Origin of the sequence: Argonema galeatum A003/A1 (assembly GCF_023333595.1) — a bacterium.
Lineage (GTDB): Bacteria > Cyanobacteriota > Cyanobacteriia > Cyanobacteriales > Aerosakkonemataceae > Argonema > Argonema galeatum.
Genome location: NZ_JAIQZM010000021.1, coordinates 87096 through 103636 on the forward strand (window position 1 = coordinate 87096; position 16541 = coordinate 103636).

Here is a 16541-nt window from a genome sequence, read left to right on the forward strand (position 1 = left end):
GGAGAAAACAAAAAATGCAAAGTTGGATAAAGAGGAAAACTTCCCACCGCGAAATTTTTTCCTATAACAAAGATTTATTTAGAGTTCCCGTGATCAGCCCCGAATCCACTTTCGTACTAACTGACAAGCCGAGGCTACGCTGGTGTCCTGTACCCCGTGCTACCCGTTATGTAGTAAGTGTTGTAAGTGGCGAAGATATAATCTGGCAAACTGAGGTGAACAATACTGAAGTGATTTACGCTGGTGAAGCACCCTTGGAGGTCGGATTTCACTACTCAGTGATTGTTGAAGCTGACGCCCCATATTATTATGAACAGATTTTTGAACTTTCCCCCTCGGATGAAACCTTATATATTTATAAATTGGTTTCTGGTCTCTTATCTAAGACAAGCTTTCTTGAAAGGGGATTTCGGCTGCTTGATGAAAATAAATGCCAGTTGGTAGCATCAGCTGCCGAACGAGTTATTAACCTAGAATTAACTGATGAGAAGAAAGCCCTCGCGCTAGCAAAGCTTTACCTAAAAAATGGTTTGAGAGCCGAGGCAATAGAGACACTGGAAGGTTTGATAGGTTGTAGCGGCGCTGAAACGATAGAAACTCTAAAAGTTTCGATAGAACAAGGAAGCCAAACAGCAGCTATTTACCTCGCACTAGCAGATCTATATAGCACCATAGCGATATTTCCATTGACTGTCTGTTACTGCTATTCTAAAGCACACGAAGTGGCGTCTGCTCAGCACGATGTAGAAAACCAAACAGCAGCTAAATTAGGGTTTACTTTATTTGGTGCGTTCCTAGACTTTGTTCTAATCAACAAACGTTACGGACAATATCAGCAGCTACATGAAGCTCTCCGTCTCTGTGAAACTTTGGGGGATACGCAACGAGTCAGGAAAGCCAAATTTAAGATTAGACATCTCCAAAAATATGCTCCGCAGGTTGGGTATGCACCCTTCCTAAGAATAGAGACTATAAATTGGCCGGATGACCCAGTAAAAACGAAACCTATTAAACAGCCAGAGAAATTAAATATTAACTCAATCGGAGCAAAGTTTTTTGGGTTAGTTTTGGAAATATCTAATAAAGCTAATTATTTTAACTCCAAGACGGTGGTTAAGCATTTATGGAAAAAACTTCATATTAAAATAGAATTATTATATTTCGAGATAGTACATTTATGGGAAAAACTCTATATTAGAGCCAATTCATCGCAACCAAAACGATACAAGCAGGCGCTAAAAGTTTACCGGGAGACAGTGAGAACAGTACAAAAGATATGGAAGCGCAAAAATCCCAGAAGGAAAGTAAAAACGCTCAATGACATGGGGATGGTCTGCCAAAAAATAGGGCAATACGAGCAAGCATTAGGATACTACCAGCGAGCGCTAGAAATAGCACAAGAAAGTGAGGATCGCACCAGCGTTGCCGAAACTTTTAACAACATTGGGGTATTCTACCAAAAACTGGGGCAATACCAACAGGCGCTGGAATTTTACCAACAGGCATTAACTCTCCAACTCGAAATCGGCGATCGCAATGGAGAAGCAAGTACTCTCAACAATATTGGGGTAGCTTACGAATCTATAGGAGACTACCAGCAGACGCTGGAATATTACCGGCAGGCGCTGGCGATTTTGCCGGACTTCAGCGTAAGGAAAAAGAAAGATGTGATGCTCAATAACATTGGTGCAGTCTACCAAAAATTGGGGCAGCACGAACGGGCGCTAGGCTTTTACCAGCAGGCGCTGCTTATCCGACAGGAAAATGGCCAAGGGACTGAAAAGGGAACATTTTATAACAATATTGGGGTAGTTCAGCAAGAACTAGAGCAACACCACCAGGCGTTGCAATCCTACCAGCAGGCATTAGTTATCGAGCAGGAAATTGGCGATCGGGCGGGGGAAGGAACAGCCCTGAACAACATTGGGGAAATCTACCGCATCTGGGAACAATATGAAAAGGCGCTGGAATATTATCGACAATCACTGGCTATTCAGCAGGAAATTAACAACAGAGCCGGAGAACAGTTAACACTGGCTAATATAGCCCTTGTCTACGAAAGCCAGGGCGATACAGCAGTTGCCATTAGCTTCTATCAACAGGCGATCTCTGTCACAGAATCTATTCAACGCGAACTAAAGATTGAAGAGTTGAAAGCCAGTTTTGCTAGTCAGCAGATAAATACTTATGAAAAGCTCATCATCCTGCTGAGGACAGAAAGTCGCTTCCAAGAAGTCTTTAACTACATCGAACGTTCGCGGGCGAGAGCTTTCCTCGACCAGTTAGCAAATGGCCCGATTAACTTCCGCATTGGTGCTAACGCCAAAGTTTTACAGAAAGAGGAGAGGCTCAAAGCACAAATGGCATCCCTCCATATCAAACTGGCTAATCTATTAAAACAAGAGCGATCGCTCCAACATCAGATCTCTTCACTCCGTAGTGCCTTAGTCAAACTTCGCTCTCCTCTGAATAACAGCTTAGACACAGAAGCGATTGTTGAAGTGCAAAAACAATTGAGCGATCGGGAAAAAGAATACACCAAGCTGCTAACCCAACTTAAACTGCAAAATCCTGAAATTGCCTCTTTAGTCAGCACTGATGTAGCCACCCTAGATGAAATCCAAAGCTTACTTGACCCCGACACTACCCTGATCGAGTATTTCGTCACCGAAAACTTCACTCTCGCTTTTATCATCAAAAGTCAAGGTTTCGGGTGTATTGGCTTTAACGTCAATCGGCAAGATTTGACCAAGAAAATCGATGCGTTTCGTCGTTTCCCCAATTTAAACAACCCGTATCCGAAAAACCTGCAACAGCTGTATGAATGGCTCATCACCCCACTTAAACCTCACCTGAACACTTCCCATTTAGCGATCGTCCCTCACGGCATTTTGCACTATCTGCCCTTTGCCGCCCTCACCGACGGACAGCGCTATCTGTGCGATGATTACTCCATAGTAACTCTCCCTTCTGCCAGCGTATTGCGCTTTCTGCCTTCTAAACGCAAGCCTTCCACGGGTAAAGTTTTAGCTTTAGGTAACCCCAGCACGACAGAACCGTTGCCTGCCCTGCATTATGCCGAACAGGAAGTCAATACTATTACACAACTTTACGGCACCCAACCGCTAGTTGGTGCAGATGCCACTGAAACTGCCATATTCTCCCAAGCTGCAAGTGCTGAAATCTTACACATAGCGGCGCATGGGAAGTACAATTCCCACAATCCCTTATTCAGTACCCTCTATCTTGCACCAGACGATCGACATGATGGACGCTTGGAAGTGCATGATATTTACGGGCTTGATTTGACATCAGCCACCAATTTGGTAGTTTTGAGCGCCTGCCAGACCCAACTGGGGGAATTGAGCAAAGGAGACGAAGTGGTAGGACTCAACAGAGCCTTTCTCTATGCCGGAACGCCCAGTGTAATGGCCAGCCTGTGGAGCGTCGATGACAAAGTAACAGGATTGTTAATGGAGCGATTCTACACCCATCTGCGGTCTGGGATGACTAAAGCGATCGCGCTGCGTCAAGCTCAGATGGATATACGAGCCGAGTATCCCCATCCTTATTATTGGGCTGCTTTTGTGTTGGTGGGAGATGGCGGTAGTATGAACAACAATCAGTAGACACCGTTTTTGTCCAAAGTTCAATATCCCCAAAACTCAAATATACTCAAACTAAACTAAATATCAATCAAGTCTAAATTTTAATTAAATACCAATAAATTATTAACAGAAAATATTCTAATATTTTCAAATATAAAACTTACGCACTCAGATCCCCCTAGCTCCCCTTAAAAAGGGGACTTTAGAAGTTCCCCCCTTTTTAAGGGGGGCTAGGGGGGCAAAACCTTGGTTTTTGCGTAAGTCCTACTTGTTTAAACGGTGTGAGTAGCGCGATAAGGACTGGTCAATTTATCCAATTGTTGGACTAACAAACTGAGGAATAATCCGACATCTGTGACGACGCCGACGGATTCGATCGAACCCCGATCGCTCAATTTCGTCACTACAGCTGGGTTAATATCGACACAAACCATCTTCACTCCAGCAGGTGTCATATTGCCCACACCGATCGAATGCAGCATGGAAGACAGCATCAAAATCATGTCTGCACCTTCCAACAACCGGGCATACTCTTCCTGCGCCTTAATCAAATCCATCTGAGTATCCGGCAATGGGCCATCATCTCTGATCGAACCGGCAAGGGCGAATGGTATGTTGTTGCGAACGCACTCGTACATCACCCCGTTGTCAATCATGCCTAGTTCAACAGCTTTGGGAATACTACCGCAGCGACGGATGGCGTTAATTACCTTCAGGTGGTGTCGGTGTCCGCCTCGCACGGCGACGCCGCGTTTCATATCCACACCCAAAGATGTACCCATCGTGGATTGTTCGATGTCGTGGACTGCGATCGCATTTCCGCCCAACAACGCCTGGACATAACCTTCCCGAATCAGATGGGACAGATGTTCGCCACCGCCAGTATGAATTACTACCGGCCCTGCCGTTACCACTACTTTGCCGTTTTGGTCGCGAATTTGGCGCAGTTCCCAGGCGATTTGTTCCACAACCAATTCCACCCGACGTTCGCTGGAAACACCTGACCCCATAAAGCTGAATTCTTGGGTATTCCGTTGTTCGCGGGATTCCGTTTTGCGGATCGTGCGGATACCTTCCACACCCACAATTACGTCTTCCCCCACTTCCAGATCCCGCAGCAGCTTACAGCGAGCCACTGGGCTATCAGAGCTGTAAGTAATTGCGATCGCGCCATCCATGCGCTGATTTTGCACCTTCACCCACTGACCATTCACCCGCACTTCCGTCGGATAAATAGTAGTAACATAAAAATCATCGGGAGCCACACCATTTTGGATGACAGGTTGGGTGTTGACATCGCAAACTTCTTGCGGCGGAGGTAAAGCACCCAAGTCGATCAACAGGCTCATAATCTCTTCCATGATTTCATGAGAAGGAGCCGATACCTTCACATCTGCCGAAGAGGTACTTTGTCGTTGTTCTCCCAAATTGAAATTGAGAACTTGGAAACTACCGCCGTTTTCCACAACCAAGTCTAAGGCGCGACTGATCAGACCGGAGTCCAGCAAGTGACCTTCCATCCGAATCGTGCGACTTTCCACCGATACATTGGCGTGAACTTCCGTCCCCACAGGTTCCGTCACCCGCAGCGTCAGGCACTTAGCAGCCCCACCAGCTTTGAGAAATTCCGTTAGCGACGTTTGTATTACCTGAAAGCCAGCGTCAGTCAAGCGCTGTTTCAAACTGTCACTCGTCTTGTTCATAATGACAACGCTATCCACGTTGACCGCATTACAAGCGAAATTGACAGCATCCGCTTCCTCAATAGCAATCCGCTTTTCTGGCGGAACCCGCATTTCAATCATGCGATTCGAGTAAGAATCAAATGCTGGTGGATAGTAGAGCAAATAGCCGCCAGCCAGAGGACAGAAGCAGGTATCCAGGTGATAGAACCGCTCATCTGTAAGCCGCAGCGAAAGTACCTCTATATCGAGCCATTTTGCCAGGTACGGGTGGGAGTCGAGTTCCGATCGGAAGCCGTATCCCGCCCACAACCAGCGCCCTTCCCGGTCTAGCAGGGCGTCACCAGCACCTTCAAAGGGCAGGTCTTTCGGCAGTTCGTAAACGGTGTAGCCTTGTGAGGAGAACCACTCTTTGAAATAAGGTTCTTCCCCTTGTCGTTCTTTGTGGTAAAAGCGACTGAGGACGACGTTTTGACCCAAGACTAGACCGGCGTTAGCGGTAAACACCAGATCGGGCCAACCCTTTTGGGGTTTGACCAAATCCACAACGGCGTGGTCTTTGAGGATGTGATGAAGATTTTGCCACTGTTCGACGGCCCGATCGCGGGAGGATTTGTGAATATTCCCTTCCATCCAGGGATTGATCACATAATCTACGTCGTAGTGGTCGGGCGGGCACATGAGGAAGCGAATCGGAGAATTCATAAAATCTTCACAGGTGAAATAGACGCAAAAACGCTTATTGGATACAGACTTTCTATGTTCCAATTCTGTAGAACTTGTTACAAAAACTTTGCCTCACCAATATGATGAAAGTCGGCGATCGAGGCTAATGTCTATTTTATTACTTGCAGGCTACATGGGCTAGGGAAGTCAAAAGTCAAAAGTCAAAAGTCAAAAGAAAGAAGGGGAACTTGGGCATAGGGAGGGGGCAAAGGATTAACCTGGAAACAAGTCCTGTCGAATGCACAAAGGTTGCCATGTCTGAGAGCCTAGTTACAATGGTGTTCACTGACTTAGTTAGCTCTACTGCTATCAAACTCAAGTTACCTGGTAGCGATATCACAGAATCCAACCGCATTTACAGAGATACGATTCTTTTGCCGCACAGAGGGCGCGTTGAAGACACTATCGCTGCTTACGGCGGACGGAAGGTGGAAACTATAGGCGATGCTTTTTTTCTCGTCTTCGGTAGCCCCGTCCAAGCTCTACAGTGGGCGATCGCTATTCAATTGAGCCACATTAACGATCCGATTCCTACCCCATTAGGGCCGCTGCAAGTCACAATTGGAATGCACACCGGCAATCCGCTTCCCGATGGGGATAAATTCATCGGTCACGAAGTGGACTATACCGCCCGTGTCGCCACACTTGCCAGCGCTGGGCAAATCCTGCTCTCGGAGGTGACGGAAGTGTTGGTGCGCCTCTCCCACAGCGGTGGTTTTGGGATACATCGGCATAGCGATCGTAATTTGAAAGGCATTGGCTCTGTACCCATCTTTGAAGTTCTTTACAATAACAAACAGCCCCAGCCCCTCAAGGACAATTTAAAATCACAGGAACTGAAAAATATTCAGGAAACTGTCTCTGTCGTTCAAACTGCTTTAGCAACTAAGATGCAAACAGTAAACCCGATCTCCTCTATATCTCCTGAGATCCGAAAAAAGTTAGAAACTTCGCTAGCGGTTATTATTGGCCCGATCGCTAAAATCCTTGTCGAACAAATTTTAGAACAAGCATCCACTCCTGAAGATTTAGTACAACGATTGCTTGTTCACGTCCCAGAATCGTCTCGCAATCACTTTAAAGAGCAGACAAAAATTATATTCAAAAAATAGTTTTTCTTTTTTTCAGTCTCAAGCTCCTTCTTTACTTTTTGACTTTTGACTTTTAATATCAAATCCGTCTACGTCGGAATTGTTCGTTTTTCCCCTCTGCCCCTCTCTCCTTCTCCCCTCCCCGTGGGACGGGGAGGGGTAGGGGGTGGGGTTGCCCCTCTGCGGCCATAATGATTCAGACACAACCGTAAACGATATAACTTTTGACTTCAGCCACGACGTTGATTCAGCATATTCATAGCCATCGACAGACTAATTTTCATGCGCTTAAAAGCAGCCGCAAGCGTACCGATTTCGTCGTTGGAATTTTGCTCAAATTCAGCGTCCATATTGCCCGTGCTTACCTCATTGGCAACTTTAACCATACGGTTGATGGGGCGAAGAACCGCTACTCTGAGTAAAATATTGGTAATCAAAATTGCCATCCCAAAAGCAGCCCCTACTATTGCCATGAATAGCAAAAATGAGCGATGGGCGCTGTTAATTACTTCAGTGGCTGGTACGTAAATTACCTGAGCGCCAATAATTTCATTTAACTTCCAACCAAAGCCATTTTCGCTGCCGTAAGTCGCTATCTGACTCTTGGGCGCAGCCGCTGGAGTGCTGTGACAGCGCAAGCAACTTTGCTCCGAGATTACAATGGGTCGAGCAATGTAAAATAACTTTCCACTGGGATATTCACGATAGTCACTCAATTCCTTTAAACTTGTATTTTTACGTAAATTTTCGACCAACTGGGTTTCAAAATTATCAGCTTTATCCCGTAAGTTGCTTGGATTGAGAGTTGCTTCTTTGTAAAAGAAATCTTTATATTTCGAGTTGGTACGAAAATTCTCAAATACTTCTCTAGCAGAATACGCTGGTACTGTTTCCGGTAAAAACTGTGCCTCTGTCTCCAATCTAGGTTCTAATAGAGGATTGATTTGATTGTTTGTGTAGTTACGCACTGAACTCATAGTTTCCATGAGAAGTACGGCTTTGGACGTTACTTCATTTTCTGCCTTTTCATTTAAAACAGCAGAAAATGCCAAGCCACTCATGGTGATTCCACCGAGAACAACTAAAATTAAAATCAAGTTAAATTTTTTACTGAGGTTTAGATTTCTTAACACTTCTCGCTCTCTCTGTAAAGACGCGCCTAAAGTTTAGCACAATTATCTTTGATGATGTAAACTAATTTAGCCCTTGGCTGCTGTTCGCTATCCACCCCTATGCTTTCACGCCGTTTACTTCTAGCTCAAATACTGATGTTTTTGGCGGGTTGTGCCTCCGTCAACGACCGCCCAGGCAAAAATTTAGAAAAATTAATAATTGGGGTAGTTTCCGATGGGGAAGGCCCCCGTTCTACTGAAAAATACGATCGCTTAATTGCTTATTTAGAAAGCCAGACAAGAACCTTGATTGAACTAGAGCCTGCCTATAACGAAATCAAGGCAGTTGAGCAGATAAAACGCCAAAATTGGGATTTAGCGTTTGCTTCCCCTGGGTTAGCAGCTATTGCGATCGCCAAAGCACAGTATTTACCCTTATTCCCGCTACAGGGAATTAGCAGTTTGCAGTCTGTATTCGCCGTACTTAACGAAAGTCGAATTAAACAGCTAGCTGACTTGGCTAGAAAGAAAGTTGCTTTGGGTCAACCGGGTTCTGCGACTGGATATTATGTGCCTCTGAACGAGCTGCGCGGTACTACTCTAGCAGAAGTGCGCTTAGCACCTACACCACGAACAGTTCTGGAGTGGATAGCCAAAGGAGAGGTTGCTGCTGGCGCTTTGTCGAGAGAGGCATTCGATCGCTATCGCTCAGAGTTTAGTTCCACAAACTTTCGGATTATTCATGCGAGTCCTAAAATTCCTGCGGGAGCAGTTTTGATCGGCCCCAAAGTTGAACGCAACCAACAAGAACTGATTAAAAAAGTGATGAGTAATGTGTCTCCAGAACTGGCTCAAGAGGCTGGTTACATACCAAACGCTAAAGCGCCCAATTATGATTCTTTGATCGCTCTGATTCAAAAAGTAGAATCTCTGGAAGCGCGGCTACAAAAAAAGCCTGTGCGTTTGTAAACCTTTATTCAATAACTTCATCCTCGAATGTTACACCCTCATAAATATCGCTCATCGACATCTCTACTTCTAGCGAAACCAAAGAAATATTAGCATCTGCACCTTCGTACTCCTGAAATAACCACTTTTCTGATTCATTTTTGACATATTGTTCCACTGAATACTCATACTGGTCAATCAGCAAATACTCACGTAATGTAGGAATAGACCGATAGAAACGAAACTTCTTACCTCTGTCAAAATCACTCGTAGAATTAGAAAGCACTTCCACAATCAGTGAAGGATTGGTCACCTCATCTTTGCGCCCTTCATTCAGAATTGGCTGACCCGCGATCGCCATCACATCAGGATAGAAACCCCGCCGATATACAGGAATCCATAACCGCAAATCGCTCAAGAAAATTTCGTATTCTTTTCCCCGAACCAAATTGCCTAATACCCTACCCAAATTACGGATAATCCGGTTATGATTAATCGTGCCACCTGTCATTGGGATAATTTCTCCATCATGATATTCACTTCTGATCTCAGCAGTTTCTTCTAACTTCCGATACTCTTCTAAAGTAGATAAGCGTTGTTGAGTTTGAGTTAACATTTTTTTCTAATGGTGAGGGAATTTGTAACTATGCAATAAACTAACATATTTCGCATTTTATTCAGGAACTTCATCCTCAAATGTTACACCCTCATAAATATCACTCATCAACATCTCTACTTCTAGCGAAACCAAAGAAACATTAGCATTTGCACCTTCGTACTCCTGGAATAACCACTTTTCTGATTCATTTTTGACATATTGTTCCACCGAATACTCATACTGGTCTATCAGTAAATACTCACGCAATGTAGGAATAGACCGATAGAAACGAAATTTCTTACCTCTGTCAAAATCCCGCGTCGAATTAGAAAGCACTTCCACAATAAGTGAAGGATTGATCACCTCGTCTTTGCGCCCTTCATTCAGAATTGGCTGACCCGCGATCGCCATCACATCAGGATAGAAACCCCGCCGATATACAGGAATCCATAACCGTAAATCGCTCATAAATACTTCGGCATTTTTTCCGCGCAAAGCTGATTTCAAATAGGCATACATATTGCCTATAATCCGGTTATGATTAATCGTGCCACCTGTCATAGCGATAATTTCTCCATCATGATATTCACTTCGGAAGTCAGCAGTTTCTTCTAACTTTCGATACTCTTCTAAAGTGGATAAGTGTTGTTGAGTTTGAGTTAACATTGTTTTCTAATGCTGAGGTAATTTCCAACTGCATATCGAAAACATCCCTTACCGATATATTTGCCAAAACGGGATGCTTCTTGCTTATTTATGAGATAGTAACATAATTTGGCAAAAACTATGTTACTTTTTTGTACTTCGCCAATGCAGAAGGCCAAGTAGCTTTTGCCAACAACGGTTGTAAATCTTTAGCAATGCGAGTAGCTAAAATTTCATGTCCGGCTGAATTTGGATGGATAACATCATCTTGTCGATAACGGGTATCATCCAAAATTCCTTTGAAAATTTGAGGAATCAGATAAGCGTGGGTGTCTTTGGCAATACGATCGTATATTTCTTGATATGTGTCTTTAGTCAGGCCGATATTTATGCCCAAAAGAACGACAATCCCTCCTTTATCTTGAATAGTTGTGACAATTTGCCGTAAATTTTGTTCTGTTTGAGCTTTTGGGATTTTTTGCAGAAAATCGTTTCCACCTAATTCCACAATGACTAACCAAGGTTCTCCGGTAATCACATCAGTTTGCAGACGGCTTAGTCCCGCTGCGGTTGTATCGCCGCTGACACCGCGATTTACGATTGGCAAACCTAGCTGGCGACTGAGGACGCTGGGAAACGCCTCTGTCTCTGCTACGCCATATCCTGAAGCGATGCTATCCCCCAAAACGATGACTTGTTTACCCGCGCCAAGTTTGAGGTTTTTCATAGAAGCGAGATTGTCGCCACAACTGGTGAAGACAAGCAGGGAACAGAACATCAAAACAAAGAAATTTAACAGTCGGCGGTTTTTCATATTTAAAATGCGATCGGCTAGCTGAAAAAACATCTAAATTTATCTGTATATAACGTAAGTTGCTAGTTATAAGATTAGCGCTGCTCTTTGTTACGTAGTTGCAATGCCGCGCTCTTATTCCAACTGGGATAAGAGCGCGGCATCGCAACTACGTACCTAATCTTAGCCTCAATTATATAACTAGCAACTTGCGTTATTATATTATAATGGAAACGATTTCTCAGTCTGAGTTGAAGATGGATTACGCGATCGCACTTTCCACTCTCAAACAATCCGATCCTATCTTGGCAACCCTAATTGAACGAGTTGGTGCTTGCCAACTCTACGAGGTACAGTTGTCTGGAGACTTGCTGTTTTCCTTATCGCGATCGATCTTCTACCAACAACTCTCCACGAAAGCCGCCACAACCATTCATCGTAGATTTCTCCAGCTTTATCCTGACACACCCTTTCCCAGCGCATTGGATATCCTCAACACACCCGACGAAGTGTTGCGGGGTGTAGGAATTTCGCGTCCCAAAATCCTCTATTTGAAAAACCTTGCTCAGAAAGTGCTGGATGGATTGCCGACTCTGGCTTTCTTTGAGGAAATGGATGACGAATCTATTATCCAGACTCTAACGCCGCTGAAAGGAGTTGGACGCTGGACAGTGCAAATGCTGCTGATTTTCCGTCTGCATCGATTGGATGTGCTGGCTGTTGATGACTTGGGTATTCGTGCTGGAATTCGCCGACTCTATAACTTGGCAGAACTTCCCGATAAAAAGACTGTAGAGCGTTTCGGGCAAAAGTGGCAGCCCTATCGATCGATCGCTTCTTGGTATCTGTGGCGTAGTCTGGAAATTTATAGCTAGGGATTAGGGGCTAGGGAAGAGGGAAGAGGGAAGAGGGAAAAGGGTTACAGAGTAAGGGATAGAAGGTCAAAGGTAAGAGTTGGAGTTGTCCTAACCGACTTTCATCGGTTGCTATAGTGAAATCTGAGTCGGCTTTCCACACCTTTCCGCAATACAGGAATCGCTCCAAAAGAACAAAATCAAAATGGGAACATTAGAGAGGAAAGGTGTTGCGGCTGTGCAATTAGATCTAACTCAGTTGGCCCTAGATGAGAGCTTTGCCAGAGAGATCTCAACCGACGAGATGCCCGCTGGTGGCAACGATCCAAATCGTTTTGATTGGAAAGAAGCGTGGTATCCCGTTCATTACGTGCAAGACTTGGACAAGTCGAAACCGACGCCTTTCACTCTGCTAGGCAGAGATATTGTCATTTGGTGGGATAAAAATACTTCCTCCTGGAGCGTATTTGAGGACAAATGTCCCCACCGCCTTGCACCTCTGTCAGAGGGTAGGATTGCCCAGGATGGGCTTTTAGAGTGTCCGTACCACGGTTGGGCTTTTTCGGGGGATGGCAGTTGCGATCGCATCCCACAGCAGCTTGATGGTGCCAAAGCGGAGAATTCTCAACGCGCCTGTGTGGCTTCCCTACCTACGTGCGATCGCCAGGGACTGTTGTTTGTGTACCCCGGTAAGCCGGAAAATGCCGCTAAAACCAAAGTTCCTCTAGTCAATTTGCTAGATGAATCTCCCCAGGATTGGATTTGCCTCAACACCTTTAGGGATCTGCCTTATGATGCGCTTACACTCCTAGAAAACGTGCTGGATGCCAGTCATGTTTCCTACACTCACCACGGCACCGTAGGAAACAGGACTAATGCTGGCCCAGTCGAACTTGAGGTCAAAGAATCTGGCAAACAAGGCTTCCAAGGAATATGGGAAGAAGGGCCGCGACGAGGAACCTTGGGGCGGCAGGACACCACGTTCGTCGCGCCTGCTTTGATGTGGCACGACCTCACCTCCAAGCAGTTTGGCAGAACGCTGACCGTCGTCTACGCTACTCCTATTCGCAAAGGGGAATGTAGACTGTTTGCCCGCTTTCCCTTCCAGTTTTCCTCGAAAATACCTGCCTTTTTCATGAAGCTGACGCCGCGCTGGTACTCTCACATCGGACAGAATGGCGTCTTGGAAGATGACCAGATTTTCTTGCACTATCAGGAACGTTATCTGGAGGCGTCCGGCGGTAGCGCCAACTTTGCCAAGGCGTTCTATTTGCCGACAAAGGCCGATCGCTTTGTGTCAGAGTTACGTAAATGGGTGAATAACTACAATGCCGACCCATTTCCCGGTGCCAGCTTACCGCCACCTTTGCCCAAGGAAAAGCTGATGGATCGGTATTATTCCCATACACAGAAGTGTGCTAGCTGTAGTGCCGCCCTAGTTAAAATTCAGCAGATCAGGATGTGGTTTGCGATAATTGGTGCGATCGTTTGGGCGATCGCGCCACTTCTGGCTGTCTACCTGGAAAATGCCCTTTTGCCTGTAGCGATCGCGATCGCGGTGAGCCTTGGCTTCGGTGCCTTGTGGTTCCGGCTAGGCAAGCTTCAGAGGCAGTTTTACGAGGGTCGGCATATACCGCCGCGCAACCTGCCTGAGAAAATCCGGCCTTAAATCTGCTACTTTTCAAACGAACATTTTGTAGTAGCACAGCATCATCAGTATGTCGGTCATACCAAGATTTTAATTAGCTGTGCTACTACGACCGCATATTTGACAAGGGAAGAACCATAATGCTTGGTTAAGCATTATTGACAAGTACCAAACTTAGCCTAATTGTGTTGATTTTTAATTAGTTCTATCGATGGTAAATGTTGCCGATAAAATAGGGGCAATTCTTCGGCTATGCTTATCCAAGCACTAATTACTTGCGGTGCTTCAATTAGCAAGATGACCAGAAGAGTAATTATAAACTTGCGATAATTCAATTTTTTGGCGGCTTGGCTTTTATTTTCTTTCGATTGTTTGGTTGACGAAACAGTAACTTTAACCATAAGTTCTTCCTCGAAACTCTAGGTACATCCTAAACAACAGAAAAATCAAAGTCGAGGGCAATTAGGTTTAACTGTTATTTTCTTTTGCCCTATTTTTTAGGGCAGATAGGGCAATGTAACAAAATCTATCTGCCCTAGACTGGGTAAGACTAATTTGATATACTCTTAAAATCGAGTAAATTACGCAACTGGTACATTAATCAAAGGTACGTTGTTGCGCTTTAGCGCTAAAGCGCAACAACGTACCTAAGAGTTAATCCTTGTCTTGTGACAATTGTGTAAGTCCTATATCAAAAATAATCCCTAGAAAATGTTATGCTGGAATCTGATAAAGTGCAATCAAGTGCAGAGGGGAAAATTAAACTCAGGGAAGCTTATAAAAATAAAAATCCCAAGTTGACCATAGCGCAACTGGCGGAAAAAGCTTCTGTCTCTGAAGATACCATTAAGCGATTACTTGGGACAAAAGAATGCCCTAACGGGGTGGAAAGATGGCAAGTTAGTCAGATTGCCAAAGTTTTGGAAATCGAACCAACCGAAATAGTTGACCCGAAAGACTGGTATCCCCAGCAGATTAACCAGGAATTTGACGCACTGATTCAAGAAAAGATTCGCAGATTTTGCGGTCGAACATTTGTATTTGATACTTTTGAAAAATTTCTCAAAGATAATCCCTCCGGTTATTTTACCGTCGTAGGTGATGCGGGAATGGGGAAAAGTGCCATTGCTGCGAAGTATGTTGATAAATACCAATCTCCCTGCTATTTTAATATTTTGGCAGAACGGCGCAATCGCCCGGAACTATTTCTGCAAAGTATTCGCCAACAACTGATTAATCGTTACGAATTGAGGGAGGCGAAAGAAGATAATTTACCGACTTTGTTGGCGAAAGTTAGTCAAAAAATTCCTGCTGGGGAACGGTTGGTGATTGTAGTTGATGCGCTGGATGAAGTGGAACAAGAACCGGGAGGTAATCTATTACATTTACCGACAACTTTGCCGGATAGGGTTTATTTTCTGTTAACTAGACGACCTTATACTCTGGAAACAAAGCGTTTGTTTGTATCGCCGGGAGTGGTGATGAAGGAATTAGATTTAAGGGGAGAGGATTATGTGAATTTTAGCCGGGAAGATGTGAAAGAGTATATTCGCTTATTTCTCTATGAAGACTCAGAATATAAGGATGGGTTGAGAAAATGGATTCAAGAACGCCATATCGCTGCTGAACTTTTTGTTGAGCAGGTGGCGGATAAGAGCAAAAACAATTTTATGTATCTCCGCTATATTTTACCGACGATTGCTAAAGGTGAATATGATGACTTGAGTTTAAGGCAATTGCCGGATGGTCTTGTAAATTATTATCAAAACCATTGGGTGCGGATGGGGATGCAAACCAAAGAAATGCGGAAAAATGCCATCATCCTCTATCTACTTGTAGTGGCGGGTAAGCCGATTACCTGCGATTCTATTGCTCGGATAACCAAGCGAGATAAATATGAAGTTTTGGAGGTATTGGAAAATAAGGATTGGTTTGAGTTGCTGAGAAGACAGCAGCTAAAGGGGGAAACTTGTTATACAATTTATCACCAAAGTTTTGCCGATTTTCTGCGAGATAAGCCCACTCTGAAGAGAAATGAGATTCTGTTGGATGATATTCAACGCCTTCTTTCCGATGGTAATGACCGCATTTGGGAAGAAATAGAAGAAGATGAGGAAGAAAAAATAGAAGAAGATGAGGAAGAGGATGAAAATGAGTAGACTTGCTAAGAGATTAGCAAAAATGTCCCCCAGCGACCAGCGACTCTTCCTCGATGACCCCAGTACCAAGGCGAAGACAGGACAGTTAGAAAAGCTTTACCAAATTTTGACTCAGTTTGACTTTTTAGCAGCAAAGATTAATCATCCTGAGTTTGGCGTGCAATCTCTGATGGCTGATTATGATTTGCTGGATGATGCAGAAGTTTTAACTCATCCTGAGTACAACTCTGAGAAAGTAAAAGCGCTGAAATTGATACAAGGGGCGCTGGGACTTTCTGCCCGTATTTTGAATCAAGATAAGACACAGCTTGCAATTCAATTGTGCGGGCGTTTGGCTAGTTTGAAAATGCCAGAAATTCAGGAACTCCTTGTCCAGGCAAAGCCGAGTAAAACTCCTTGGTTTCGCCCCTTAAAAAATTACTTAACTTCCCCAACTGCGCGGTTGCTGTTTACTTTTAAAGGTCATAGCGACTCGGTAAGAGCAGTCGCCATCACACCGGATGGGAAAAAAGCGATTTCTGGTTCTGATGACAAAACTCTCAAACTGTGGAATTTGGAAACAGGGTCGGAACTGTTTACTTTTAATGGTCATAGCGGTTGGGTAAGAGCAGTCGCCATCACACCGGATGGGAAAAAAGCGATTTCTGGTTCTGATGACAAAACTCTCAAACTGTGGA

Annotated in this window: 13 protein-coding genes; 7 read left to right on the forward strand and 6 right to left on the reverse strand. The window is 44.5% G+C overall.

Annotated features, from left to right (window positions below):
- Window positions 1–14 precede the first annotated feature (14 nt).
- On the forward strand, window positions 15–3629 hold the full coding sequence (locus LAY41_RS20725) for a CHAT domain-containing protein (protein ID WP_249102486.1): 3615 nt from the start codon (window positions 15–17) through the stop codon (window positions 3627–3629).
- Window positions 3630–3880: 251 nt separating this feature from the next.
- On the opposite strand, the gene argZ is transcribed toward LAY41_RS20725, so the two are convergent.
- Entirely contained in the window at window positions 3881–5995 is a 2115-nt protein-coding gene (gene argZ / locus LAY41_RS20730; protein WP_249102489.1) for a bifunctional arginine dihydrolase/ornithine cyclodeaminase, read from the reverse strand.
- A 275-nt stretch (window positions 5996–6270) separates the two neighbouring features.
- Between argZ and LAY41_RS20735 the strand changes: the two genes are divergently transcribed.
- Window positions 6271–7128, forward strand: coding sequence for an adenylate/guanylate cyclase domain-containing protein (locus tag LAY41_RS20735; RefSeq protein WP_249102492.1), 858 nt, complete (start codon window positions 6271–6273; stop codon window positions 7126–7128).
- A gap of 209 nt (window positions 7129–7337) precedes the next feature.
- On the opposite strand, the gene LAY41_RS20740 is transcribed toward LAY41_RS20735, so the two are convergent.
- Complete coding sequence (locus tag LAY41_RS20740) at window positions 7338–8240, reverse strand: c-type heme family protein (protein ID WP_249102494.1); 903 nt, start codon at window positions 8238–8240, stop codon at window positions 7338–7340.
- A gap of 99 nt (window positions 8241–8339) precedes the next feature.
- Between LAY41_RS20740 and LAY41_RS20745 the strand changes: the two genes are divergently transcribed.
- The gene (locus LAY41_RS20745; protein WP_249102495.1) at window positions 8340–9188 is read left to right on the forward strand and encodes a phosphate/phosphite/phosphonate ABC transporter substrate-binding protein; all 849 of its coding nucleotides are present in this window, start codon (window positions 8340–8342) and stop codon (window positions 9186–9188) included.
- A gap of 4 nt (window positions 9189–9192) precedes the next feature.
- Here LAY41_RS20745 and LAY41_RS20750 read toward each other — a convergent pair whose 3' ends face one another.
- The 3 genes from LAY41_RS20750 to LAY41_RS20760 all read right to left on the reverse strand — a co-directional run bounded on the left by LAY41_RS20750 (window position 9193) and on the right by LAY41_RS20760 (window position 11257).
- A complete protein-coding gene (locus LAY41_RS20750) occupies window positions 9193–9783 on the reverse strand; it encodes a Uma2 family endonuclease (protein ID WP_249102496.1) in 591 nt (196 codons plus the stop codon).
- 57 nt (window positions 9784–9840) lie between these two features.
- Window positions 9841–10431 carry a Uma2 family endonuclease gene (locus LAY41_RS20755; protein ID WP_249102499.1) on the reverse strand — a complete coding sequence of 197 codons (591 nt, stop codon included), beginning with the start codon at window positions 10429–10431 and terminating at the stop codon, window positions 9841–9843.
- Window positions 10432–10549: 118 nt separating this feature from the next.
- Window positions 10550–11257 (reverse strand): GDSL-type esterase/lipase family protein, encoded by a 708-nt coding sequence (locus LAY41_RS20760; RefSeq protein ID WP_249102502.1) that lies wholly within the window; start codon window positions 11255–11257, stop codon window positions 10550–10552.
- Window positions 11258–11430: 173 nt separating this feature from the next.
- On the opposite strand from LAY41_RS20760, the gene LAY41_RS20765 reads away from it, so the two are divergent.
- Complete coding sequence (locus LAY41_RS20765) at window positions 11431–12078, forward strand: DNA-3-methyladenine glycosylase family protein (RefSeq protein WP_249102503.1); 648 nt, start codon at window positions 11431–11433, stop codon at window positions 12076–12078.
- Between the two features lie 184 nt (window positions 12079–12262).
- Entirely contained in the window at window positions 12263–13726 is a 1464-nt protein-coding gene (locus LAY41_RS20770; RefSeq protein ID WP_338023032.1) for an aromatic ring-hydroxylating dioxygenase subunit alpha, read from the forward strand.
- Between the two features lie 158 nt (window positions 13727–13884).
- On the opposite strand, the gene LAY41_RS20775 is transcribed toward LAY41_RS20770, so the two are convergent.
- The gene (locus LAY41_RS20775; RefSeq protein ID WP_249102505.1) at window positions 13885–14106 is read right to left on the reverse strand and encodes a hypothetical protein; all 222 of its coding nucleotides are present in this window, start codon (window positions 14104–14106) and stop codon (window positions 13885–13887) included.
- Window positions 14107–14421: 315 nt separating this feature from the next.
- On the opposite strand from LAY41_RS20775, the gene LAY41_RS20780 reads away from it, so the two are divergent.
- Entirely contained in the window at window positions 14422–15864 is a 1443-nt protein-coding gene (locus LAY41_RS20780; protein ID WP_249102506.1) for a P-loop domain-containing protein, read from the forward strand.
- The coding region (locus LAY41_RS20785; protein WP_420840333.1) for a WD40 repeat domain-containing protein at window positions 15857–16541 on the forward strand (685 nt) is incomplete at its 3' end. The genes LAY41_RS20780 and LAY41_RS20785, both read left to right, overlap by 8 nt.